The organism is Microcoleus harperi Pol14_C6 (assembly GCF_036701295.1).
Taxonomy (GTDB): domain Bacteria; phylum Cyanobacteriota; class Cyanobacteriia; order Cyanobacteriales; family Microcoleaceae; genus Microcoleus.
Genome location: NZ_JAUBQN010000001.1, coordinates 80873 through 104243, shown reverse-complemented (window position 1 = coordinate 104243; position 23371 = coordinate 80873). Strand labels below are relative to the sequence as shown.

Here is a 23371-nt window from a genome sequence, read left to right as displayed (position 1 = left end):
TCAGCCTAGGTTGATTTTAAATTTGAAATTGGTCTGCTGCCCTCGCACTCAAGATGGATGATTCGAGATGGCATAATTTTAGATTGATGTTAAACAACTTAAATTTTGTTGTTTGACTATCTAAAATTGTTCGCTCAAAGCTTGACGCAATTTGGAAATACCCAACCGAATTCTGGTTTTGATTGTACCTGTCGGGATACCCGTTTTATTTGAGATCGCCGCGCAAGTCAGCCCTTGGTAGTAAGCGAGTTCGATCGCCTGTTGCTGTTCCTTTGGCAGCTTTTCTAAGGCTGCTTTGACTTGTTCGCTGCGTTCTTTAAACATTGCATCTTCCATCGGTTCTGCAACGCTAGAGATGGGTACTTTAGCATTTTCCAGACAAGCTTCAGCAGCCCGGACTGTTCGCTGCATCGCTCGGAGCCGATCGAGGGAACGACTGCGGGTAAGCATGAACAACCAGGTATCTGCTCGACTGCGAGAAGGATCGTAAGTTGCTGCTTTTTGCCAAATTTGGGAAAAAACATCGATTACCACTTCTTCAGCTTCTTCTACCGAACCCAGGATTTTGTAAGCGAGAGCGTAACTTGGGCGACCGTAGCGATCGTAAAGTTTAGCTAATGCCGTTTGGTCTTTCCGGGCAATCTGAACTAAAAGCAGCGATTCATCGCCTGACTTCTGGCCTGTCATTTCAGTGTACCGAAAATTTTTGTTTTGACTGCACAGATCCAAAATTAAAAATTCGGCGTATATCCCTACATAACATAATTGTAAGTTTGAAGTTGGGGGTACCAGCTAGAATATGCCTTTTCAGGCTAAATTTGTCGTGCTTTGAATTGTAAAAATCCCAAGTCATCTGGAATTTTACCACCGAATTAGTTATTTTATTGAGACTTAGCAATCCGCTTTATGCAGAACGAAGAAATGCCCGGAGCCTGAACAGTCAAAACAACGCCATTCACTCGCTCCCAAGCTTTGTTCCCTCACTTCCAAGAAGAGCCTGGGAACCCCTATAAGCGATGCTCTGGCTCCACTAAATCGAGGGATGCTCGGTCTCCGAGGAGGCATTCCCAAGCATAGTCCGGGAACGAGTAAATGCTCAAGAACGCACTTTTTTAGATAAATTAATCTGGCAGCACAGATCCAAAATTGCCAAACCTTCGTATACCACCAATAGGAGAAGGCTCAGCAACAGCGCAAAAGCGCGACAGGTTGAAATCTGTCAACCTGTTGCTACACAAGTAAAACCCGCGAATGCGGGTTATTTACCATGGATTTGTGCACAAATATCATTGAAATAAAGGTGCTAAGAGTGAAGCTAACAAAAAAAAATCGCCGAACCATACTAGCTATTGAAGTAGCTCTAATTGCTCTATTAACTCCAGGGATAATTGTTGCTTCTGACCACGACGACGGCGAAGTAGATATTAAAGGTCGCGCTGTTAATTTAACTGACCTGTACGTATATCGCGAAAAAGACCAAAACTCCGGTGCTGCGGACGGGGATTTAGTATTTACCATGAATTCAAATCCCAGGTCTGTAGCTCGCTATCAATATTATTTCAGCACTACAGCCCTCTACCAATTTCACATCACGCAGGTAGGTGACGTGAATTCTACACCTACTGGACGCTCTGATATTATCTTGCGGTTGGCCTTCAGTCCGCCTAACAATAAAGGTATGCAAGCGGTAGCTGTAACTGTTGTTCGCGGTGGCTCAGAGACAACTACTAAGACTACAGTTAACGGCGGGCTAATTGCCACAACTCCGCTGAATTCTAATGCTGTTTTGAATACAGTACCTGTGGGCGGTTCTAACTTGACTGTATTTGCGGGTTTACGCGAAGACCCGTTTTTCTTTGATGTGGAACAATTTTTCCGAGTTCGCGCCGCAGCTTTGGGAACAGGGCCGCGCACTGCTTTTAAACAACCGAATCAAGCGATCGACTTTACTAAAGGTTACAACGTCAATACAATTGCTGTGCGCGTTCCGAAGGCGTTTTTGCAAGCAGGAACTGGGGCGAATACTTTTGATGTTTGGTCAACAGTTTCGATCCGGGATGGAGCTGGTGGTTTCAAACAATTCGAGCGTTTGGCGAGACCTGCAATTAATGAGGGTTTGATAGTTTCTCCCGCTTATCTGGAGGCATTTAATAATATTCCTCCGAGAGCGGATTTGAGCGCTGCTGCTGCTCCGGTGCGGCAGGAAGCTGTTGCTACTCTGAATGCTGTGGATCTTTTGGACGGTCGGGATAATGTCGATCCAAATGCGATCGCCGGAGCTTTCTTACCAGATGTCATGCGGATCGATACCACAAAAACCAGCGGCTACGCTAGCGCTACAAATGCTCAAGGAAGCTTGATCGGAGGTCGTATGCTGATGGACGACGTTATTGATATCACTCTGGGAGCTTTGGTGGGCTCTCCGGTTGGCGATAACGTTTCATATAACGGAACTCCGGGAAATCCGGCTCAGGGACACAAACCTTTAGAACCGAATTTTCCTTATTTGGCTTTGCCTAATTAGTCGTTAGTCGTTAGTTATTAGTCATTAGTCATTAGTTCTTGATTATTGGCTAATGACATATCGAAAATACTTTTTTGAACCGCAGATGAACGCTGATTAACGCGGATGTATGAAAACTAAAGTTAAACAGAAAATAAAATCGGATATTTTGTCGTATTGGCTGCTGATAGCGGTTCCTTTAGTTGGGATGGTAGTAGTTAATTTACCTCCTAATTTGCGTTTAATTTCAGATAATTTTTCTAACAGAAGCCCAGAAAATCTCGATACTAATTACCGCTATCATTTTTCGGAAAGTTTGAGAAATAATCCCAATCAAAAGGAAGCAATTCAGCAAGAGATTGCTTTTTACCAGCAGCGATTGGCTGTTGATTCCCGCAGCGGTTTGAACCGGGCGGCGCTGGCGGGAGCTTATTTGAAAATGGCTCGCGCTACTGGGGAGGGAGGTTGGTTTTTATTGGCAGAACAAGCGGCTCAAAGGTCGATCGCCGATTTGCCTTTTGACAACAAAGGTGCGCTGTTAGTTTTAGCTCGAATTGCTGAGGCTAGACACGATTTTGCTACTGCTTTGCGCTTTGCTAAGCAGGTGGGTTCTGATAATGAAGATGCGATCGCCCTTTCAGTTACATCTCACTTAGCGATGGGTAAAGTGAGCGAGGCAAATGCAGCCGCAGAAGCCTTAGTTAACCGGATTCCTAACTTGGGTTCTCTCACTTTGAGAGCTTTAGTGAGAGAGTCTCAGGGCCGAGATGCTGAGGTTGTGCAGGATTACCGCCAAGCAATGGCGGCGGAGGAACCGGGAGAGGTTGCTGGTTCGGCGCGGGCCCGATCGCTCTTGGGTCGATTTTACGCCCGTCGCGGGCAGTTTGTGCAGGCGAAAGCGCTGTTTTTGGAGGCGCTGCGGTTGGTGCCGCGATACCCGCTGGCGCTGATTTATTTGGCGGATTTGGAGACGCGACAAGGCAATTATCGGGAGGCGGAGGGTTATTACAGCAAGGTTTCTGCCTATTCTGGTGGGGTTGCGACTGTGTTCGATCGTATTGTCGATCGCGGTATGGCGAGAGTTAAAGAGTTTGAGGGAGATGCGATCGAATCCCGGCGACTTCGCGACAAAGCAGAAGCAGGGCTGCGACAGGAACAGGTTTCTGGATCTCGCGGTTTCGGACACCGGCGCGATTTGGCGAGTTTACTGCTGGAAAAAGGTCGATCGCAGGATGTCACCGAAGCGCTGGCGTTAATGCAGGAGGAGGTGAAAATTCGGCGGGATGCGGTGACGCTGGATACTTTAGCTTGGGCGCTTTCCGCCGCTGGGGAATGGCAAAAGGCCGATCGAGTGATGGCGGAAATAGTGCGATCGGGGATTCGGGATGCGGGGATGTTTTACCGGGCTGGTGCGATCGCCCGGAATTTAGGTAAGGATGCTGAATCTCGCGCTTTTTTTCAAAAGTCCAAGGAAATTGACCCGAGTTTTGACGATCGATCCCGCCAAGCATTGGGTTTGGGAAGTTATGAATTTTGAGATTAGCTAATAGCTGCAACTCCCCCAGCCCACCACGGGTTGAAACCCCTGGTTAAAAGCTTAAGTCCTCTTGCATAGGACTAAAAGATTTCACTAAAAAGTAGAAAATCTTTTAGTCGGTTTCAACCGACTTTCGCTATTAGACAGGGGTTTCAACCCCTGGCGGACTGTGATAATCACGAAAATATCGCGCGCCTAAAAAATCACAAACACTAAAACAAAATACCGAAAAAATTGTATTTATGCAGTACAAACTTAACCGAATATCAAAATTACTCATCCTATTTTTCCTGACAGTTTCATTGTTACTAACAACCTCAACCAGACCAGTTTACTCGCACTGGTCAGACTTATCCGTAGCAGAAATAGTAGTCAACGATTTGCAAACCGAAATAACATTAACCTTCCCAACCGGTTTAACAAACTTCGCCGACGACAATCGAGACAGCCAGCTACAACCTGCTGAAGTTCGCAGCCACCAAACACAGCTAGAAAAGTTTTTTAGCCAACAAATCCGCCTCACCAACAGTAGCAATATTCAAGGCTCCCTAGCAGTAAAACCGCTAGAAATAGCAGCTAAAACCGCCAGCTTAATCCAGCAGCCAAATACCCACAGCACCTTAATTTTAGACTACACCTGGCCCGCACCTTCTCAAGATAAAACCCCCGGTTTACCTGACTCAATTTCCATTTCTAAACCCGAGAAATTGCGGATTAATTACAATCTGTTTTTTCCCGGAGTGGTGACAGCTAGCTGTCAAGCTACGATTGTGCAAGCGGGTGCTGTAAAAAGCTTTGTGTTTACGCCGCAAAACCGCGAGTTTTTGTTAGCAGGAAAGGAATCTATCTGGGATTCAGGTTGGAGTTTACTGCTAGCAATAGCGGGAGCATTTGCTTGGGGATGCGTGCACGCGATGTCGCCCGGACACGGAAAAACCATAGTCGGCGCTTATTTAGTGGGTTCGCGGGCTACTCCGGTACACGCTTTATTTCTAGCAGCGACCACTACAATTACTCACACTGCCGGCGTATTTGCTGTGGGCGGAATTACTTTGTTTGCTTCTAACTTGATCGACCCGGAAAAATTAGATCCTTGGCTGAGTTTAATCTCTGGTTTATTAGTAGCCTTAATCGGGTTCAACTTACTATTATCAAAAATTAAGACTAGGTTGGTAGTGAGGACTGAAGTTTTCAAAAAAATCAAAACTAAAATTTTTAATAAAAACTGGTTTTTAAGGAGTAAAGTCCTTACTGCGGAATGTGAAGAACCAGTGAATCTTTTGAGTAGAGGAAGTTGGGAGCGAGAATTTAAGCCTGTAAAACCGGATATATCTCACCACTACCACCATCACGGAGACGGCCGGATTCACTCGCATTTGCCGCCCGGTGCAGATGGTTCTGCTATTACTTGGAAAAGCTTATTAGCGTTGGGAATTTCCGGCGGTTTGTTGCCTTGTCCTTCCGCTTTGGTGATGCTGTTGAGCGCGTCGGCTTTGGGCAATGTTGGTTTGGGAATGACGTTAGTGGTAGCGTTTAGTTTGGGATTGGCTTTAGTGCTGAGTGCGATCGGGTTAATCTTAGTTTATGCCAAACGAAATTTTGATAAACTGCCAAAACAGATAACAGCAGTTAAATTTCTGCCGGCGATTAGTGCGATGTTTGTAATGTTTTTGGGGTTGGGAATTACCGGACAGGCGATGTTGAAAATATTGGCTGCAAATCAGTGGGTAATTGGCAATGGATAAGCCTAAAATTAGGACTCTTTCTCCTAACAGCAAACTTACGAATAAGTCTGCTTTTAGATACCCGATTTCTAGAAAAAGCCGGGTATCTGGGTATTCTGTTTTTTAGCCGTTGCTCACTTATCAGGCGGCACTATGTTTATTAATAATTTCGGCTAAATCCGGTACTCCCTTTTCTACATAAGTCTTAGCTGAGGGGCGGAGTTTGGCATAAGCGCCTTTAACCATCCCTCTTGTGCTTTTCTCGACCCTTTTGTCACTTATCTGGAGCAATTCGTCTGCTACTTCACCTTTTCTTTGAGCAAAATATTCGACTGGGTTGCCATTGTTTACGGCTTCAGTCCACATCGGATCGAGTGCGATCGAAATTTCTGGCAGAAGTTGATCGACGACTTGGGCGCAATAGTCAGCCCGTATCCCCTTGACAGTAGAGTAGGCAGCTTTCAGAGCCATACCACCCAATCCTGACGCTGCAGCAACTTGTTGGTCTATCAACTTTACACAGTCATCAACAAAAGTTTCTCTGTGGTTTTCATTCAAGAGAATATCACTAAGTCCCATTTTCACTTTCCTTGATTTAATAGTCAATGTGCTTATTAGCTTTAAGCTCAATCTGACATCATATATCTATTTTGACCCTTTACTCAAGGTTTGCCAAGTTTTTTAAGGTTTGAATGTGTCGATGACACCACCTAATGTTGAGATTTGTTTAGTATGTTATGGGAATTAATGTTCTATCTGCTACTAATTATTTGCCTAGGTTTGTAGTAAGGGCTTTAGTCCTTATTAGGTGATATTAATGAGGACTAAAGCCCTGACTACAAACTGATGAGTTGTAAACAGTCACATAAAAAAGAGAACAGCTCGAAAAAAATATTAGAAAGGCTCTGCCTAAGTCCGATCGCACTTGCAGGTATGATCTGGCACGTATCATTAGGATTGGACATTCGGCTTGATGCCCGCAGGTACTGCAACAATGGGAAGTTTCAGGGTTTGAGCCGGGCGATCGCTCGATCGCACTACCAAATTTTTCGGCAATTTCGCGGAAGTGCTTAGTCCGGGAAATATTTGAAGCGATAAGGTTAAGCCGGCGGCTAATAATAGTTTTTCTAACATGGCCTTGTCTCCCATACATATGCCCTAGGGCATAATTCCTCTTACACCTCCAACATATAAACATCCTCAGTCGCTTGGTGCGATCGCACGGGCATAGTTTAAGTGACATCTATCACCACTCAGGAGGGGGTGATGGGGATAGGGGGTGTGGGGATAGGGGGTGATGGGCCCTAGGGAACTGGGGGAGAGTGGGAAATCTTTCCTGGCACTTGTACCGTCAACATCGGTTGAACGTGTTAAATTCCTTACACCGGTTCGTTGGCAAACTTCCCTACAAATCAAGAATTGTCCTAGAGAAAGAAGCCGTTGAGTCTCTCTCAAAGGTAGAATTAGCGCGTAGAAGTTATTTGACACAGCGGAGGTACCGACAAGATGCTTGCATACATTCTGGCGTTGGCGGTCGGTCTAGGCAGCTTCAGTATTTACATGGCGGCCTTCTTTTTTCCAGAAGTGCACCGCAAAAGTGATTTTACCTGGAGCGGGGTAGGGCTTTTTTATGCGTTAATTTTATGGGCTTGTGCGGGACGAATTACTGGTGCTCTCCTGCTTGGTCAAATGGCGGGCGTGGCTATGTTGGGCTGGTTTGCCTGGGAAACTCTGACTTTGCGCCGGCAGGTGACACCCGTTGCTGAGCAAACGCCGATTCCTCAGTCGGTCATTTTGCCGGGGGCAGCAGGTGGACTGTTGGCGGGCTTGTTTCCCAAGAAACAAGAACCTGCAGCGAAAAAACCTAAGTTTGTTCGATCGCCCAAACCGAAAACTGATGTGGTTGCAGCACCCACTCTGGATAAGGGCGAGGTAAAGCTAGAGGAACAGCCGGCGATTCCCCCCATAGTTGAAAGTATTGCTGAAAGTTCGATCGCTCCGACGACTGAAAAAAGTGCGATCGCCCCTGAATTGAAAATCCCCGACTCGAAACCACCTGCAATTGCAGAAATTCCAGTCTTTTCAGTCGAAACTCCTGCTGCTGAAACTTCACCAACCCCAGCAGAATTAGCCAGCAGCTTCACTCCTCCACCTCTACCTCTAGAAATTTCAGAAATAGCCGTTGCACCAAGTGTGGAGCCAGCAGAGGCTCAGCCAGAACCTCCACAGCAGCCAGAAGTAGATGATTTTGACGAGGAAACAGAATGGAGGACAGCCGTTAAAGAGTCGCAGGCGGCAGCGGCAGCGGCGGCGGCCCCAACTCCTCCTACTCCTCCTACTCCTCCTAAACCAGCTAAAAAATCCGGCGGTTTCGCAAGTCTGTTCGGCAATTTCAAAAATAGTCTCGGCGGTATGTTAGGACTCGGTGCGGGTAAAAACAAGTCTGATGCAACTCCCCAGACGCCAAAACCTTCAGCGACTCCAGAATCGATCGCACCTGAATCTAAAATAACGGCAACTCCTGCACCGGGTATCGACCAAATTCTCGAATCCGAATTAGCCGAGGTGGCTGCGGAAGTGGCAGCCGAAAGTAGCAACACTGTTGTGGAAACAAGCCAAGGAGTGCCGTTTCCCAACGATGTTGAAGCAATGGCCTTTTTGATGGCCACAGAAACCGCGAGTTCTGACAAAATAGGGGAAACTCCGATCGAAGATCGATCGTCCGCCCAAACCCAGACACCTCTGGCTGCCGTTGGTGAACCGGAAGCAGCAGCAGGCGTACCAGAAGCAGAAGCCCCTGCTGTATCTCTGGAAACCCAGACACCGCTGGCTGCCGTTGGTGAACCGGAAGCAGCAGGCGTACCAGAAGCAGAAGCCCCTGCTGTATCTCTGGAAATGACTGTGGTGGAAATGGCAGAGCCTGTAGAGATAGAAGTACCGGGAGAACCTGGGTTGAGCGTGCAGGTGGAAACGGTTTCAGTATCAGTGATCTCGATCGAATCAACAGGTGAAGAACTCTCTTCTGAGGCAGAACAAACTGAATTGAGTCCCCTGAATCCCCCCGATCCGAATCTAGTCGAAACTGCTAAACCTGCCACTGAATCCAAGTCGGAGAAGGTATCCGGCGAAGATAAGCCGTCATCTTGAGGCAGAAAGTAAAAGGTAGAAACCAGAATTTTTTTTGATTCTGCCTTCTGCCTTCTTACTTTTTACTTCTTACTTCTTACTTTTTTCTTCTGCCCTCTTCCTTCACGCTTGACTTCAGTCCTCAAAATCCATCGGTTAAATGCGTTAAATCCGTTATATGGGTTCTGGTTGCATCGGAATAATAAAATCGAGTCAACAGTTAACACTCAACCATTTAGTTTTTAGACTCGCCCGTCAACAGTTAATAATCAACAATCAACAATCACGGACGGTGTAACCGGAATAAATATTAAATCCCTTACGCTGCTTCGTTGCCGAACTTCCTTCTCTCTTAATATTATGAAAGCAATTATGGTCGTGGGAACAACATCTCACGCAGGGAAATCTTTACTCGTGGCAGCTTTGTGTCGAATCTTTGCTCGGCGAGGCTGGCGGGTAACTCCGTTTAAAGGTCAGAATATGGCGCTGAATTCCTATGTCACAGCCGCCGGTGGAGAAATTGGTTACGCTCAAGCAGTGCAAGCTTGGGCTGCGGGCGTCGCACCTTGGGTAGAAATGAATCCGATTTTGCTCAAGCCACAAGGAGACATGACTTCTCAATTGATTGTCAAAGGCAGGGCGATCGCCAATGTGCGAGCATCTCAATATTACGAGCAGTATTTCGATCTCGGCTGGCAAGCTATTCGGGAATCTTTAGAATTTCTCTGCCAAGAATTTGACATGATTGTGTGTGAGGGAGCCGGTAGCCCTGCTGAGATTAATCTCAAACACCGCGATTTAACAAATATGCGGGTAGCTAAATATTTAAAAGCTCGAACTTTGCTAGTAGTTGATATCGATCGGGGCGGTGCTTTTGCTCACATTATCGGTACTTTGGAATTGCTCGATCCCGACGAACGAGCTTTAATTAAAGGATTCATTATTAATAAGTTCCGAGGGCAAAAATCGATCTTAGATCCGGGCTTGACTTGGCTAGAAGAAAGGACGGGAATCCCGGTAGTTGGGGTGATTCCTTGGATAGACGATGTGTTTCCCTCAGAAGATTCTCTCGATTTGCTCGATCGACGTTCTCCTAATTCTCAAACCGACATCAATATTTCGGTCATCCGCCTGCCCCGAATTTCCAATTTTACCGACTTTGACCCTCTAGAGTCGGAAACTAGCGTTACTGTCAAATATGTCAGCCCAAAAGACCAGTTAGGCCATCCAGACGCCGTTATTTTACCAGGCTCTAAAACTACAATTGCCGATTTGCAGGTGCTGCGCCAAACAGGTATGGCAAAAGCTATTCAAAATTATTTAGTAGCTGGCGGTACAGTCATGGGAGTTTGCGGCGGCTTTCAGATGTTGGGACAAAGTATCACCGATAAAGAAGGCATTGAGGGAGAAAAGGGAGAATTCCCAGGATTGGGATTGCTGCCTTTGAAAACTGCGATGGCACCGAACAAAATTGCGCGCCAACGAATCGTAACATCTAACTATCCTCAACCGGGTTTGCCAGTTTTCGGTTACGAAATTCATCAAGGAAAAACGCAAATCCTAGAGTCAGATTTGACTCAACCGTTATTTGACGATGCTAGTTTAGGCATTGTCAATACTTCTCAATCAATTTGGGGTACATACCTGCACGGCATCTTTGACAACGGAGCTTGGCGGCGAGCTTGGTTAAATCACTTGCGACAGCAGCGGGGACTCCGCGCATTGCCTACAGGTATTCCTAATTACCGAGAACACCGAGAAACTCTGTTAGACTCTCTAGCAGATACGGTGGAAAAGCATTTAGATATCAAGCATATTTTAGGTTAATTAGTTAACTGTAGACTGTTGACTGTTAACTGTTGATTATTGTTTGTTAGAGTTGAGGTTCAAATTCAATGACAAAAGTTTGTTTTTTACCTGATAACGTGACAGTTGAAGCTGAGCCAGGAGAGCTTTTGCTAGATGTAGCTAAACGTGCAGGGGTTTCTATTCCTACTGGCTGCCTCATGGGTTCTTGTCACGCTTGCGAAGTAGAAATTGATGGCGGAGATACGATTTGTGCTTGTATTTCCGCCATCCCTTCGGGGAAAAAGCAAGTGACAATTAATCTTTATGTTGACCCGACTTGGTAATTGGTTAGTTGACAGTTGACTTTTGACGGTTGACTGTTAACTGTTGAGTGACAACTGACAACTGACTAATTTTTTTGCCATTCTTGCTGTTTCTTGCGAGCAGATTGCAGCCATTTTTGGGATTCGGGATAAGCAGTTGTCCCAGGTTTCACCGATTCTAATTGATTGATAATTTGTTGCAACTGGCTGAGGGAGTAACCGGGATTTTGAGAATTCACATCTTTTTGCAAGTTGGCCAACAAGCTTTTAGCTTCTTGCAAAGCTGTTGCAGAATCTTTTTCTGCTTCCAATCTAATCTGGGTAATTCCTAAATTTTTTTGATATTCAGCGAGTTTAGTTTGAGCGTCGAGATAGCCCGGGTTATCGACAGAAACCAATTTCAGTCTGTTAATTCCTTCTTGCCACAATTCTGCTATTTGCTCCCAGTGTGCGGCGGGATGTGGCGGTTTTTGGGAGGCGACGGCGGCGGAGAGAGCAAATTCTTTGGCAGCTTCAATTAAGTTGTCGGCCCGTACAGAACCGGTGGCGACGCCGCCCATTTCTTGAAAGTCTCTTTCTGCTGCTTTGAGTGTTTTCTTAGCCGTTTCTCCCGCGAGGGTTTCGGCGGGAATTTGATTGAGTTGATCGATCGCACTTTGCCAATTTACCGTCGCTTTTTGTCTATCCGCAGCCGTTTTGGCTTGCTGATACTCCTGTTTCGCGGCTTTTAGCGTTTGTTCGACTTGATTTAACTGAGTAAAAGCATTTTTTTGCTGAAAAATCTGAGCCTCCATCCGCCCGACATTTTTGCGGGCGGCTTCAAATTCATCGAGTGTAAACCGCCAACTGCAGCCAAAAAAATTGCAGTAAGTTTGGGGATAGTAGCCCAGGAACCACACCGGCAAGGCGTCGAGGTGTTTTTGAGCCTCTTTTGCTTTTATTTCGCCCAAGTCAAAATCAGCGACAGCCGTGGCTTTATTCACCAGTTGATCGGATTGTTCCACAAGGGCGATCGCCTGCCGGTAATTGTGATCCATACTGATAAAACTCGGCAGCAACAATATCGGCATTGTTTTGGCCACGGGCCAGCGAATCATCGGAAAAGGTAGATTTAGCAGCCAAATTATCCCTGCAGCACTTCCCAACAAACTCCCAGCAAAAATAATTTGATCGAACAATCCGGGCGGGCGGTTCGCTTTGACGGCTGCTTTGAGAGCTTGTTCGCTGAAGTTGGGAAATTCGTCTTTGAAGGTATCGCGAATTTCTTCTCTTGAGGCGAAAGTGCCGTTTTGCAAGCGTAACTTCTCCAACCGCTTGATTACCATCCGTTGGTAGACATCACCGGTGAGATTATCAGCCGCCGCGCACTTGTGAACTTCGGCCCGCAAAATTTCAAAAGCTCGATCGGTAAGACGCGCCATAAAACTCACCTATTCCCTTTTAATTATTTTACAGGTTCCCCGTCACAATAATTGTTAAAATATATAAAGTTTCTATTAAATAATGCGAATTAAGTTCATGCCCACTGCTTTAATCACCGGTGCTTCTGGCGGAATTGGCGCAGCCTTTGCCGCCGAATTAGCCAAACGCCAGCACAATCTAATCTTGGTAGCTCGTTCCGAAGACAAATTGCAACAGCTAGCTGGTACACTGCAACAACAATTCAAAGTTCAGGTAGAAGTGATCGTGCAAGATTTGAGCGCACCGGGCGCTGGAACTTCTGTATTTGATACGGTTGTTAAAAAAGGTTGGACGGTTGATTTGTTGGTGAATAATGCGGGTTTTGGCGATTATGGTGTTTTTGCCGATCGCCCGCTTGCGAAACAACTAACAATGGTGCAACTAAATATTGTAGCATTAGTTGAACTTTCGCACTTATTTTTGCAGGGAATGCGCCAGCGAAAAGCAGGAAGTATCATCAATGTTGCCTCCATCGCAGCTTTTCAACCGATGCCGTACTTGTCGATGTATGCAGCTACTAAAGCTTTTGTTTTAAGTTTCAGTGAGGCACTTTGGGCGGAAAACAAAGACTTAGGAATTCACGTTTTATGCCTTTGTCCCGGGCCGACCGAATCGGACTTTTTTGCAGTAGCTGAATTCCCGAAATCAATGGCATCCAGCAGCGGACAAAAACTCGTTCCCGCAGCGGAAGTAGTGCGAGATGCTTTGAAAGCTTTAGACAAAAATGAGTCTAATGTTGTCACAGGGGGAATTCCCAATCAAATCATCGCCAATATGCCTCGATTGATGCCGCGAGAAGTTTTGGTGAAGTCGGTAGAAAAGGTGTTCCGGGCGAAAGCGTAATTACGAAGGATGTTCGGCAAGGAAGTAGTCTACGGGATTTAACGGATTTAACCGAGGTGGGTTCTAGGAAAGTTCGGCAACAGATTGTGTACGAGATTTAACCCATTTAGCCGATATAGGGAAAAAGGAACAGGGAAAAAACTTCCCAATTCCCAATTCCCAATTACTAATTCCCAGAATTACAAATATCGAGTTAACTGCACTCGATAGCGTTCTTTTTTAGTAACAGCAACTTCCCCAATTTCCAATCTTCCCTTGCCCGTAACAGCAATTAAATCTCCAGACTTGACATTATAACTAGCTTGAGTAACGTCTTTCCAGTTAACTCGCACGTCGCCACTATCAATTAAATCCGCCATTTTGCTGCGAGACATTGCGAATCCAGCCGAGGCTACAGCATCCAATCTCATGGATGCTTCAACGGTGGTCATTTCTTTCTTTTTGGGTTCTCTAATTTTTAGTTCGCTCAACTCAATGCGCCGCGTTTGCACAGGAACCGATCGCACTTGCTGCAAACTCATCTCCAAATACTCTACCATCTCCGGCATGACAATGGCTTGCGCGCCGCGTTCTCCCAAAACAATCACATCGCCAGTTTTCTCGCGGACAATTCCCGTACCCAACATCGCCCCCAAAAAGTCGCGGTGAGAAGCTGTATCGAACAAGAAATTGCCAGCGATTTCTACCGCAGCAACGTTAACGCTAGCAGAGTCGATCGGGATATCCGATCGCGCGATCGCAATTCTTTGTCTTTCAGCTTGCGGGTAGCCGCCCCAAGCCACTAATTCCACATCAGTTAAGCGCTTAAATACACTCAGAGTGTCCGCCAATTCTGGCGGCGACAGAAAATCAGTCAGAGTAACTTCCCAAGTTTTAATTGCTTGTTCCGCTTGGTCGATCGCCCGCGCCACACATTCGCGGTTTTCAATGCCTTTTAACAGTTCTTCTCTTGGTAACATCAGTCAATTTTAGATTCTAATTTGCAATTGCCAAAGCTTGCTGTAACTAAAAAGTCTACTTTTTTAACAGTCGCACTAACTTAATTATAGTCTAAAATCATCAAATAACGATTTTATGATTTTAGTTGCTGATAAAGCTGATATGATGAGCACGATTATTGTACCAAATGTATGAAGTCTTCGAGTTAAAGTTTTTGCAGGAGCTCGATCGAGTATGGCAGCAAAATTGTCCACCCAACTACTTATTCTTCTTCACCCGCAAATACAACTCTTCCATCGCCTCAATAAACGAACCATCCTTGTGCCAAAACTGTGGAAAATCTCCCTGTTTCTTCACCACGATCGCACTTACCCCACTTTGCGCTGCCACCTCAATCGTCTGCGGTAATCGCTTCGCACCATGCCAAAACTCTTTCAGGCTGACCGTTGGCGCCTCACTGGCGATCGCCTGCGTGTAATAGGAATCCACCGCCACAGGGGCCGCTGCATCCGCCGTTAACTCGGCAGAAAGCGCCATTCCCAAAGGCGTTTTTGCCAATTCGCGGTGCAGCACTTCCTTAGAAAGCCCCCGTAATTCAAACAGTAAAAATGGATCTTTGTCTAATTCGGCCGCCACCAAATAATAAACTCCGGCAATATGTTTGCAGGGATTGCTATAGTCTGGGCAAGAGCAAGTAGTCTTAAAGTCCTCGCGGCTGCTGGGTAAAAGGTGCAATCCGAGGGGTGAGAAAGCATTTTCAATGTTGTCAGGCATTTCGTTGAGTAGCAGCCGGGAAATGAAGCTGGCTTTCGATGCCATTTGGGCGATCGCCAATTCCCACTTTGCCTGACTAATCGCCTGAAACTCTATTTTAGTTTTGTACAGAGGCTCCTTATAAACCCCAAAATAAGGATTTACCGACCCCCTGACTTCTGCCATCACTAAGCCATCATTAATCTTAAAGCTTTTTACCTTGTCATTCCGTGCATAGGAACGTCCCCGTCCGAGTCGCCCCGAATCGGTAAATCTTTCTAACGCATCGATAAATTTATTGCCCCACCAAGTCCGAGTAAATTGTGACATATTTTTAATTTTTTCCTAATCGAGAACCGCATTTTTATTGAGCCTAATTAACTTCTTAAATGCCTCATTATCCAATTCAGTCAGCCACGATTCATCAGCACCAATAATTGAACCTGCCAATTTCTTTTTGTCCTCAATCATTTGGTCAATCTTTTCTTCCAAAGTGCCAATCGCCACAAACTTATGCACAAACACATTTTTTTGCTGTCCGATCCGAAACGCCCGATCCGTTGCCTGATCTTCCACTGCCGGATTCCACCAGCGATCGAAATGGAACACGTGATTGGCTTTTGTCAGCGTAATTCCCACGCCGCCCGCCTTCAGTGACAGAATAAATACCGAAGGTTCAGACTCTGGATCTTGAAACTCGGAAATCATCCGTTCCCGTTTTTCGCGACTGGTTCCCCCGTGGATGTAGTAAGTGTTGTAATGTAGCGTTTGTTTAATATATTTTTCCAACGCGCTTCCCAGTTCTGTAAACTGCGTAAATACCAATAAACTTTCGCCTTCTGCTTTGACTTCCTCAATCATCTCGATCAGCCGTTCCAGTTTGTGCGATCGCTCTGGTGTAAACTCACTTTCATCTTGCAAAAACTGGCGCGGATGGTTACAAATTTGCTTCAGCTTCAGCAGTGTCGCCAAAATCATCCCCTTGCGCTTCATCCCTTCCGCCGCGTCAATTTCTTGTTCTACCTCTTTGACGATCGCTTCATAAAGCGAGGCTTGCTCGCGGGTGAGATTGCAGTAGAGTTTTTGCTCAACTTTGTCGGGGAGATCCTGAATAATCGACTTATCGGTTTTCAGGCGCCGGAGAATAAAGGGTTCCACTAATTTTTTGAGCGCTGCCGATTGCGTGCGACTCCCATTTTTTTGAATCGGGATCTCAAACAACTTCCGAAACTGTGCCTCTTTGCCCAGATAGCCCGGATTGAGGAAATTAAAAATTGACCATAAATCCAGCAATCGATTTTCCACGGGTGTTCCAGTCAATGCTAGTCGATGGGTAGCGGGTAACTTTAAAATCGCCTTGGTTTGCGCCGCTTTCGGATTTTTAATATTCTGCGCTTCATCAATTACCACGCGATGCCACGCTACGCTGCTCAACAGCTTCTCATCTTTTCGCACCAAGGTAAAGGAAGTAATCAACATATCGCAATCTTGGACGGCGGCTTTAAATGCTTTGGCATCTTGCAAACGTTGAGGGCCGTGGTGTATGAGCGATCGCAATTCTGGAGCAAACTTTTCCATTTCCTTTTGCCAGTTACCAACTACGGAAGTGGGCGCAATTAGCAGCGTGGGGAGAACCGAAGGTGCGATTGCTTTTTCCGTCTCTTTTGTAGGAGATAAAACTTCTCTTTCTTGCAATAATCGAGCAATTACCTGCGCCGATTTACCCAAACCCATATCATCTGCAAGACAGCCATTTAATCCCAAACTTTCCAAATAACTCAACCAAGAAACGCCGCGCTTTTGGTAATCCCGTAACTTGCCCTCAAACTTTGCTGGATCTGCAATTAACTCTAACCGACTCTTATCGTGCAGCTTCTCCAACATATCCGATAAAGTGCGATCGCGCTCAACCTCCAACTGTTCGCTCGCTTCTCCTTCTGCCGTCAACTTCATAAAGTCAATCAAGCTTAAATCGGGGTTTTCTTGGCGATGTTTTTTCCAAAACTCCAACATCTCCTGCATCTTGTCTTTGTCCAGTTCCATCCATTGTCCTCGGAACTGCACCAGCGGTGTTTTGCTATTTACTAACGCCTGCCATTCTTGTTCGCTAACCCGTTCACCCCCGATCGCCAATTCATATTGATATTCCACCAAGGAATCCGCCGAAAACAATCCTTTACCCTTGATTGCAGCGCTCTTGCTGCCCTTCCCTTTGACTTGCAGTCGAATCTTCGCCCGCTGTCGTCCCTTCGGCGTCCACCAAGCGGGGACTATCACTTTGTATCCGGCATCTTCTAATACCCAAGCGGACTCGCTGAGGAAGGTGAAAGCATCATCTAAGCTGAGGGAAATGTTAACGGGTTTGTCGGTTTCTAGCCCTTGCCAAAGTTGGGGATAAATACGGGCAGCGTAGCCGAGATTTGTCAGCAAATGTTGCTCAAAGTTGTCTCCGAATTGTATTTGCAACTGTTTTTGTTGAGTCGATCGCGATCGCCAATAATCCTGCAACGGCATCCGCAGAGATGGGTCTTTTTTCGCAGCCACCTGAAACTCTAAAACCCAAGGCTGTTCGGGGTTTTCGGGGGATTGTAGTTGAAAGCAGAGGGAGAATGAGTCAGCAGATTGATTGCGCGTAATGCGATCGCGCCAGGTTTGCCATTGCCGGTATTGTTCAAGGCTTACTCGCGCGATTTTTCGTGTTTGGTTGAGGCAGATTTGGAGTAAAGAATCCGCAATCTTATTCTCAAACGATGCTGGGATGGGGGTTTGAGTGACAATTTCGGCGATCGCACACTCGGAAAAATGCCGCAGCAACCGTTCGCGATCGTAGAACTTTGGTGTATCTTGTAGCTGGATCTTCCGAAAACCGGACACACAAACTAAAGGCATCCATTCCACATAGCGTGGTAAATCAGTTTCGTACTGTGTTGAAACAATTTCCCATCCCGGATAAATCTCAAAGCTGGGTGCAATTTTGGCAGTTGTTTTTGGAGTTTTTGCAGTTGTTTTGGTTTTTGTCTCGCCCGCTTTCTTGCGCCCGCGCGTGGCTTTCTCAGCGGGTTCGGATGTTTCGATGGGTGCGATCGCGATCGGAGCAGTTTCTCGATAGCGCAACGCCGGAATATAATGATCTTTCAGAACAATTTGCTTAAAAAATTGGGTGTAGTGATACCAAAATAGCAAGTCTGAACCAAACTGAACTTCTGCTAAATCGTAGAGGGCCAAAAAATGCAGATCGTTCAATACTTTAGTCAAAATGTGGGTGGCGATGGACACACAATCAACTTCCCAATACTCCAACTCAAATGTTTCGGGTAACTCTGTCTCTAAATATCGCGCTAGTTCTAAAGATGGCAACGGCTGGTTGTCGGCAGTGGGCAGTAAAAAATACCGAGGGACGATCGCGTATTCTAGCCCCATCGCACTTGTATTGCTGACTGGTTGCAGTTGAATACCGGCTTCTTTCGTTAGAAACTCTTTTAACTGTGCCGTCTTCAATTGTCGGGGATGAACCTTAGCAGGCTGTTTTTTCTTTTCAGTGGTTTCAACCCAAATATAAAACGTTCCACCTTGAATAAAATTCTCTTCTGCTTGAGGAATCCAAGTCCCGTGGAGGATTTTCATAGGTCATACCAAACGCAACCTTTGGCAGCCTATCATATCATGAATGAGTGGGAAAAGATAAGAAGGCGGTTGAAAGCAGGTTTATACAAACCATCCATGTCTGCTGGATGCCGACTAAAGAGAATAACGCAATTTTACCCCAGTTGTCCTCTTTAACCCGCATCGGCGGGTTTTGACTTTATAGATGCGGTTTCAAACGCCGAGTCTTCTTACAAATTTAGAAAATATCAGTTAAATCCAAAACAAAACCGCGTAATATATCTTCCCCTGACAGAGTTGCAGGTTCATCTAAAATTTCTACTTCTCTACCTTGACGGGAGATTTCTACTTTCCGATTTTTGCGATCGAGCAACCATCCCAACCTCGCTCCATTTTTCACATACACTTTCATTTTAGCCCGCAATTTTTCTAGCGAGTCAGTGGTCGATTCCCTTCGGGATAGCTTCGCTTCACGCAATTCCACCACAAAATCTGGACAAATCGGCGCAAATTTCTCTTTTTGTTCGGGAGTTAAACCATCCCACCTATCGCGCCGCACCCAAGCACCGTCGGGAGAAATATCTGTACCGTCGGGCAGTTTAAATCCAGTTGAAGAATCAAAAGCAATTCCCAAATGCTTATTTTGACGGCTCCAACCTTCGATTTGAAAACTTAGAGCCGCATTCCGTCTGCCTGTATCGCTACTAGCAGGCGGCATAATAATTAATTCTCCCGTTGCAGTGCGCTCAAATCTCAAATCCCGGTTGTCTGTACACAACTTAAAAAACTGCTCGTCTGTTAATTCGAGCGTTAATTCTAGAGGAGAATGTAGGGGGATAGTTTGTAATTCCATAACTGCCTTCAAATATTACACGAGTTGACTATCAACAGTTAACCGTTAACTGTCAACTGTTGACAGTCAACAAATAACTAAGTCTCTGTGTAACCTTGGATATTTTCCGGTTCAAACTGCTGCAAAATATTGGCAGCTTTCCCAGTCAAATCATCAGTACCCTTAACCGCAATCAAAAATTTACCCGCATTCAAACGGTTGCGGTAGGGCAAAGCATCGCCACTACCAAAAGCCATACCGCCCGCGCCTCCAACAAAAACGCTCCCCATTGCAGCGGCGATCGCACCGAGTAAGCCACCGATTGCGTGATCGCCAATTTCGCCCGCCCAGGCGAAAGTCTTCAACTCAGTCATCAGACTGAAAGTAACGCCAGCAATAAAGCCAAAGGGAATCAGCCAAATAGCCATGAGTTTAGCTTGTTTCTTCGCTTGCTGGTTGGGGTCGATCAAGCCAAATTCATCAGCAGTTTTGTAGCCGCGACCCAAAATGCTCACTTGCTTCATAGGCAAGCCTTCTTTTTCCAGAGCACAGTAGGCAGCTTCGGCTTGAATTCGATCGGGCAGTACGGCGATAAGATAATTCATCAAAAATCCTGGGTTTGAAACCCCGTCCTTATAGGACGGCTTTACAATTAATTTGCAATACGCCACGAGTTGTAAGACAAAAACTTACAATCTGCAGGCAACGCATTTTGACACAATCGTTTGCCAGTACCTAAACTGTGCAAACTAATTGTTTTCCGGCTTGGGTCTTTTTTTGTGGGTGACTCAAGCCATCCACCTACATAGCAAAACCCATACTTTCCATGTTTAACAATTGAGCCGCGCTTGAATCCTGCGCTCAAAGTACCGCCGTAACGCGAGCGAATATGACCGGCACAATGCTGCAATCGGTGTAGTTGCCGTCTGTGAAATTCAAGAGGAATTACCTCTATCAATGCGGTGTTGTCAGGTACTACCTGTCCTCCCACATACCAATTAGCTAGTACCCAGGAATCAACACAGTGAGCCTCAAACTTGTTTGACAACTTCTGCTTTGATTTCTTGAGTCCTAGACTTTGGCGCAGGTTATAGGTATCGTTACCCGTTTTGATTTCAAGGTGAGCAATACGAGTAAGTTCCCCATAAAACCATCGTTTACCTACTTCCAGAGGGCTAAATGACACATTCCAATTGCGTCCGTTTTTCCATGTCCGAGCCTTGATGTCTTCTACAACAAAAGCTGATATGGGGAACATCAAAGCTAACCACTTAGCCATCCTTAATTTCCACTGCCACCTGGCTTTAGTTGACGGAGGGATGCGATTTTTGTTGACCAGTCGGTTAGCTCGGTTTAGACGGCATGGTGTCTTGCGAAAACGCCTGGCACGTCGCATATTTCGCCTAATTTCTATACGGTCTTTCACCCAATCGACCGCATGAGTTTGCACGTTGAGGTAGGTATGAGCTTTGGATTTGACTGTAAAGGCTTCTCTCTTTGAACCGGGGTCAATACCGACCGCTATCGGTTGGCGGTGCGTGTTGGATGGTTCTACATTGAGTCGAACACCCCACACTCCTTTTTTCCAAAATGGTGTTGCCTTGCCAGACTTAATCCAACGCTTTGCCCTGCTTGGAGTTGTCGGCATTAGCGGTCTATTTTCGCTATCTAAAACTGGAACAAACATTTGCAATAAGCCCTATTACTAGGTATATATTTCCCTTCGCCACTGGCACATCTGAGCGGTTAAAAACTAGGGAAGCATTCTTAACGTGAGTTGGGATACCACTCCCAGATGGCTCAGTTTGTCTTGAAGACGCAGGCTAGACACTGTTTTAGTCTTGAATTAAGAAAGTGGTGAGTCTTCCTCTTTCTTGCCCCATGCCTTAAGGCTGGGGTTAGTGACTAGAAAACAATTCCTGATAATTAGGCTGGAATAGCCAAAGTCTATTATAGCCAGAAAAGACATACTAGCTAAGCCGTTGGGGGATTTTAACGCGGTCAGAGAGTCCGATCGCCCGCAAAGCTAAAATATTTCACGCAAAAAACGGCCTACCTTGACCGAATACAGATACAATTCAAACTGCACAAAGGCAAGCTTGAGCTGAGCTGTTAGATACTGCTCTAAGTCAAAAGTCTCAACTTTGAGCTCGCCAACGCTCGGTCTATTTTTACTATTGCACTCAATTGCTTGCTATGCCTAAAGTTCTAGTATCGGATCCGATCGACCAAGCCGGAATTGACATCCTCTCCCAAGTCGCGCAAGTTGACGTAAACACAGGACTCTCAGCCGAACAACTGGTAAAAATTATTCCAGATTACGACGCTTTGATGATCCGTTCGGGCACCCAAGTTACCAAAGAAATCATTGAAGCAGGGAATTCACTTAAAATTATCGGCAGAGCCGGCGTCGGCGTAGATAATGTCGATGTACCCGCCGCTACCCGCAAAGGAATTGTAGTCGTCAATTCCCCCGAAGGCAACACGATCGCCGCCGCCGAACACGCGATCGCCATGATGCTCTCCATGTCCCGCCACATCCCGGAAGCCAACGCATCCGTCAAAGGTGGTAAATGGGAACGCAACCGCTTTATCGGCGTAGAAGTTTACAAAAAAACCCTCGGCATCGTCGGTTTGGGCAAAATCGGCTCTCACCTCGCGGCCGCAGCCAAAGCAATGGGCATGAAACTGCTGGCCTACGACCCCTTCATTTCCACCGAAAGAGCCGACCAGTTGGGCTGCCGCTTGGTAGAACTCGAACTGCTGATGCGGGAATCCGACTACATCACCCTACACATCCCCAAAACGCCGGAAACCCTGCACTTAATTAACGCTGAGGTGCTGTCGAAAATGAAGCCCACGGCCCGCATCATAAACTGCGCCAGAGGCGGCATCATCGACGAAGCAGCCCTCGCAGAAGCCATCAAAGAAGGCAAGATCGCCGGCGCAGCTTTGGACGTTTACGAACACGAACCCCTCGAAGCCGATTCCCCGTTGCGGAATGTCGGCCAGAATATCGTCCTGACGCCCCACTTGGGAGCATCCACAGCGGAAGCTCAGGTAAATGTGGCGATCGACGTTGCTGAACAAATTCGCGACGTGCTGTTGGGATTGCCCGCACGATCGGCTGTCAACATACCCGGCATTTTCCCAGACTCGATCGAAAAACTCAAACCCTACCTGCAACTCGCCGAAACCCTCGGCAACCTCGTCAGCCAGCTAGCCGGAGGCCGAGTCGATTACCTCAACGTCCAACTGCAAGGCGAATTGGCAAGCAACCAAAGCCAGCCCGTAGTCGTTGCTGCCCTCAAAGGCCTGCTCTCCCAAGCCCTGCGAGAGCGCGTTAACTACGTCAACGCCAGCATCGAAGCCAAAGAACGCGGGATTCGCGTCGTCGAAACCAGAGACGCCTCAATTCGCGACTACACCGGCTCCCTGCACCTCTCGGCTAAGGGAACTCTCGGCGAACACACAGTGACAGGTGCAGTGCTCGGCGAAAGCGAAATTCGGATTACCAGCGTTGACGATTTCCCGGTCAACGTTTCCCCCACTCACCATATGCTGTTTACCCTGCACCGCGATATGCCGGGGATTATTGGCAAAATTGGTTCCCAATTGGGCAGTTTTAATGTCAATATTGCCAGTATGCAGGTAGGCCGTAAAATCGTGCGAGGCGATGCGGTGATGGTTTTGAGCCTCGATGACCCTCTACCAGAGGGGATACTGGCGGAGATCCTAAAAGTTCCGGGAATTCGGGATGCTTACACGGTAAATCTTTGACGGATTTAGAAGTTTAGATTTTGGATGCCAGGACTGATAATTGGTAATGGGTAATTGGTCATTGGTCATTGGCCTGAAAGCGGGAATTTTTCTATTAGCCAATCCTCATTCCTCACTCCCCAGTTCCCAGTCTCCAGTTCCCCTGGGCCAATCTAAAAT

The 23371-nt window shown here is 46.4% G+C and carries 18 protein-coding genes; 8 read left to right on the top strand and 10 right to left on the bottom strand.

All coding sequences use genetic code 11. The features are described from left to right. Nucleotides 1-120 precede the first annotated feature (120 nt). Entirely contained in the window at nucleotides 121-687 is a 567-nt protein-coding gene (locus tag QUA27_RS00425) for a sigma-70 family RNA polymerase sigma factor (RefSeq protein ID WP_333065630.1), read from the bottom strand. Nucleotides 688-1309: 622 nt separating this feature from the next. Between QUA27_RS00425 and QUA27_RS00420 the strand changes: the two genes are divergently transcribed. From QUA27_RS00420 to QUA27_RS00410, 3 genes are all read left to right on the top strand, one after another. After that, entirely contained in the window at nucleotides 1310-2524 is a 1215-nt protein-coding gene (locus tag QUA27_RS00420; RefSeq protein ID WP_333065629.1) for a DUF4331 domain-containing protein, read from the top strand. Nucleotides 2525-2633: 109 nt separating this feature from the next. Further along, on the top strand, nucleotides 2634-4040 hold the full coding sequence (locus QUA27_RS00415) for a tetratricopeptide repeat protein (RefSeq protein ID WP_333065628.1): 1407 nt from the start codon (nucleotides 2634-2636) through the stop codon (nucleotides 4038-4040). Between the two features lie 242 nt (nucleotides 4041-4282). After that, the gene (locus QUA27_RS00410) at nucleotides 4283-5785 is read left to right on the top strand and encodes a nickel/cobalt transporter (protein WP_333065627.1); all 1503 of its coding nucleotides are present in this window, start codon (nucleotides 4283-4285) and stop codon (nucleotides 5783-5785) included. Nucleotides 5786-5905: 120 nt separating this feature from the next. On the opposite strand, the gene QUA27_RS00405 is transcribed toward QUA27_RS00410, so the two are convergent. Both QUA27_RS00405 and QUA27_RS00400 read right to left on the bottom strand, forming a co-directional pair. After that, nucleotides 5906-6343, bottom strand: a complete 438-nt coding sequence (locus QUA27_RS00405; protein WP_333065626.1) for a DUF6918 family protein — start codon at nucleotides 6341-6343, stop codon at nucleotides 5906-5908. A gap of 372 nt (nucleotides 6344-6715) precedes the next feature. Further along, nucleotides 6716-6898 (bottom strand): QAALIT motif small membrane protein, encoded by a 183-nt coding sequence (locus QUA27_RS00400; RefSeq protein WP_333065624.1) that lies wholly within the window; start codon nucleotides 6896-6898, stop codon nucleotides 6716-6718. Nucleotides 6899-7270: 372 nt separating this feature from the next. Here QUA27_RS00400 and QUA27_RS00395 point away from each other — a divergent pair, with 372 nt between their 5' ends. From QUA27_RS00395 to QUA27_RS00385, 3 genes are all read left to right on the top strand, one after another. Further along, the gene (locus QUA27_RS00395) at nucleotides 7271-8911 is read left to right on the top strand and encodes a Ycf66 family protein (protein WP_333065622.1); all 1641 of its coding nucleotides are present in this window, start codon (nucleotides 7271-7273) and stop codon (nucleotides 8909-8911) included. A 339-nt stretch (nucleotides 8912-9250) separates the two neighbouring features. Beyond that, the gene (cobQ, locus tag QUA27_RS00390) at nucleotides 9251-10717 is read left to right on the top strand and encodes a cobyric acid synthase CobQ (RefSeq protein WP_333065621.1); all 1467 of its coding nucleotides are present in this window, start codon (nucleotides 9251-9253) and stop codon (nucleotides 10715-10717) included. 68 nt (nucleotides 10718-10785) lie between these two features. After that, a complete protein-coding gene (locus QUA27_RS00385; protein WP_333065620.1) occupies nucleotides 10786-11022 on the top strand; it encodes a 2Fe-2S iron-sulfur cluster-binding protein in 237 nt (78 codons plus the stop codon). Between the two features lie 65 nt (nucleotides 11023-11087). On the opposite strand, the gene QUA27_RS00380 is transcribed toward QUA27_RS00385, so the two are convergent. After that, nucleotides 11088-12422, bottom strand: a complete 1335-nt coding sequence (locus tag QUA27_RS00380; RefSeq protein WP_333065619.1) for a BAR domain-containing protein — start codon at nucleotides 12420-12422, stop codon at nucleotides 11088-11090. A gap of 82 nt (nucleotides 12423-12504) precedes the next feature. Here QUA27_RS00380 and QUA27_RS00375 point away from each other — a divergent pair, with 82 nt between their 5' ends. Beyond that, nucleotides 12505-13305, top strand: coding sequence for an SDR family NAD(P)-dependent oxidoreductase (locus QUA27_RS00375; protein ID WP_333065617.1), 801 nt, complete (start codon nucleotides 12505-12507; stop codon nucleotides 13303-13305). A 179-nt stretch (nucleotides 13306-13484) separates the two neighbouring features. On the opposite strand, the gene QUA27_RS00370 is transcribed toward QUA27_RS00375, so the two are convergent. The 6 genes from QUA27_RS00370 to QUA27_RS00345 all read right to left on the bottom strand — a co-directional run bounded on the left by QUA27_RS00370 (nucleotide 13485) and on the right by QUA27_RS00345 (nucleotide 21119). Then, nucleotides 13485-14264 carry a photosystem II electron transport protein, Sll1252 family gene (locus QUA27_RS00370; protein WP_333065616.1) on the bottom strand — a complete coding sequence of 260 codons (780 nt, stop codon included), beginning with the start codon at nucleotides 14262-14264 and terminating at the stop codon, nucleotides 13485-13487. 238 nt (nucleotides 14265-14502) lie between these two features. Further along, the gene (locus QUA27_RS00365) at nucleotides 14503-15327 is read right to left on the bottom strand and encodes an SWIM zinc finger family protein (protein WP_333065615.1); all 825 of its coding nucleotides are present in this window, start codon (nucleotides 15325-15327) and stop codon (nucleotides 14503-14505) included. 15 nt (nucleotides 15328-15342) lie between these two features. Beyond that, nucleotides 15343-18621, bottom strand: a complete 3279-nt coding sequence (locus QUA27_RS00360) for a DEAD/DEAH box helicase (protein WP_333065614.1) — start codon at nucleotides 18619-18621, stop codon at nucleotides 15343-15345. Between the two features lie 217 nt (nucleotides 18622-18838). Further along, nucleotides 18839-19453 (bottom strand): Uma2 family endonuclease, encoded by a 615-nt coding sequence (locus QUA27_RS00355; RefSeq protein ID WP_333065612.1) that lies wholly within the window; start codon nucleotides 19451-19453, stop codon nucleotides 18839-18841. A 77-nt stretch (nucleotides 19454-19530) separates the two neighbouring features. Further along, entirely contained in the window at nucleotides 19531-20037 is a 507-nt protein-coding gene (locus QUA27_RS00350) for a hypothetical protein (RefSeq protein WP_333065611.1), read from the bottom strand. Nucleotides 20038-20084: 47 nt separating this feature from the next. Then, nucleotides 20085-21119 carry an RRXRR domain-containing protein gene (locus QUA27_RS00345; protein WP_333065609.1) on the bottom strand — a complete coding sequence of 345 codons (1035 nt, stop codon included), beginning with the start codon at nucleotides 21117-21119 and terminating at the stop codon, nucleotides 20085-20087. Nucleotides 21120-21628: 509 nt separating this feature from the next. On the opposite strand from QUA27_RS00345, the gene serA reads away from it, so the two are divergent. Next, nucleotides 21629-23212, top strand: a complete 1584-nt coding sequence (serA, locus tag QUA27_RS00340) for a phosphoglycerate dehydrogenase (protein WP_333065608.1) — start codon at nucleotides 21629-21631, stop codon at nucleotides 23210-23212. Nucleotides 23213-23371 lie beyond the last annotated feature (159 nt).

What these genes read in the sequence shown, in the direction of transcription:
- QUA27_RS00355 (WP_333065612.1), bottom strand. Translation starts at nt 19,453, where the DNA reads ATGGAATTACAAACTATCCCCCTACATTCTCCTCTAGAATTAACGCTC.
- serA (WP_333065608.1), top strand. Translation starts at nt 21,629, where the DNA reads ATGCCTAAAGTTCTAGTATCGGATCCGATCGACCAAGCCGGAATTGAC.
- QUA27_RS00425 (WP_333065630.1), bottom strand. Translation starts at nt 687, where the DNA reads ATGACAGGCCAGAAGTCAGGCGATGAATCGCTGCTTTTAGTTCAGATT.
- QUA27_RS00370 (WP_333065616.1), bottom strand. Translation starts at nt 14,264, where the DNA reads ATGTTACCAAGAGAAGAACTGTTAAAAGGCATTGAAAACCGCGAATGT.
- QUA27_RS00395 (WP_333065622.1), top strand. Translation starts at nt 7,271, where the DNA reads ATGCTTGCATACATTCTGGCGTTGGCGGTCGGTCTAGGCAGCTTCAGT.
- QUA27_RS00350 (WP_333065611.1), bottom strand. Translation starts at nt 20,037, where the DNA reads ATGAATTATCTTATCGCCGTACTGCCCGATCGAATTCAAGCCGAAGCT.
- QUA27_RS00405 (WP_333065626.1), bottom strand. Translation starts at nt 6,343, where the DNA reads ATGGGACTTAGTGATATTCTCTTGAATGAAAACCACAGAGAAACTTTT.
- QUA27_RS00385 (WP_333065620.1), top strand. Translation starts at nt 10,786, where the DNA reads ATGACAAAAGTTTGTTTTTTACCTGATAACGTGACAGTTGAAGCTGAG.
- QUA27_RS00345 (WP_333065609.1), bottom strand. Translation starts at nt 21,119, where the DNA reads ATGTTTGTTCCAGTTTTAGATAGCGAAAATAGACCGCTAATGCCGACA.
- QUA27_RS00380 (WP_333065619.1), bottom strand. Translation starts at nt 12,422, where the DNA reads ATGGCGCGTCTTACCGATCGAGCTTTTGAAATTTTGCGGGCCGAAGTT.
- QUA27_RS00400 (WP_333065624.1), bottom strand. Translation starts at nt 6,898, where the DNA reads ATGTTAGAAAAACTATTATTAGCCGCCGGCTTAACCTTATCGCTTCAA.
- QUA27_RS00360 (WP_333065614.1), bottom strand. Translation starts at nt 18,621, where the DNA reads ATGAAAATCCTCCACGGGACTTGGATTCCTCAAGCAGAAGAGAATTTT.
- QUA27_RS00375 (WP_333065617.1), top strand. Translation starts at nt 12,505, where the DNA reads ATGCGAATTAAGTTCATGCCCACTGCTTTAATCACCGGTGCTTCTGGC.
- QUA27_RS00415 (WP_333065628.1), top strand. Translation starts at nt 2,634, where the DNA reads ATGAAAACTAAAGTTAAACAGAAAATAAAATCGGATATTTTGTCGTAT.
- QUA27_RS00365 (WP_333065615.1), bottom strand. Translation starts at nt 15,327, where the DNA reads ATGTCACAATTTACTCGGACTTGGTGGGGCAATAAATTTATCGATGCG.
- QUA27_RS00410 (WP_333065627.1), top strand. Translation starts at nt 4,283, where the DNA reads ATGCAGTACAAACTTAACCGAATATCAAAATTACTCATCCTATTTTTC.
- cobQ (WP_333065621.1), top strand. Translation starts at nt 9,251, where the DNA reads ATGAAAGCAATTATGGTCGTGGGAACAACATCTCACGCAGGGAAATCT.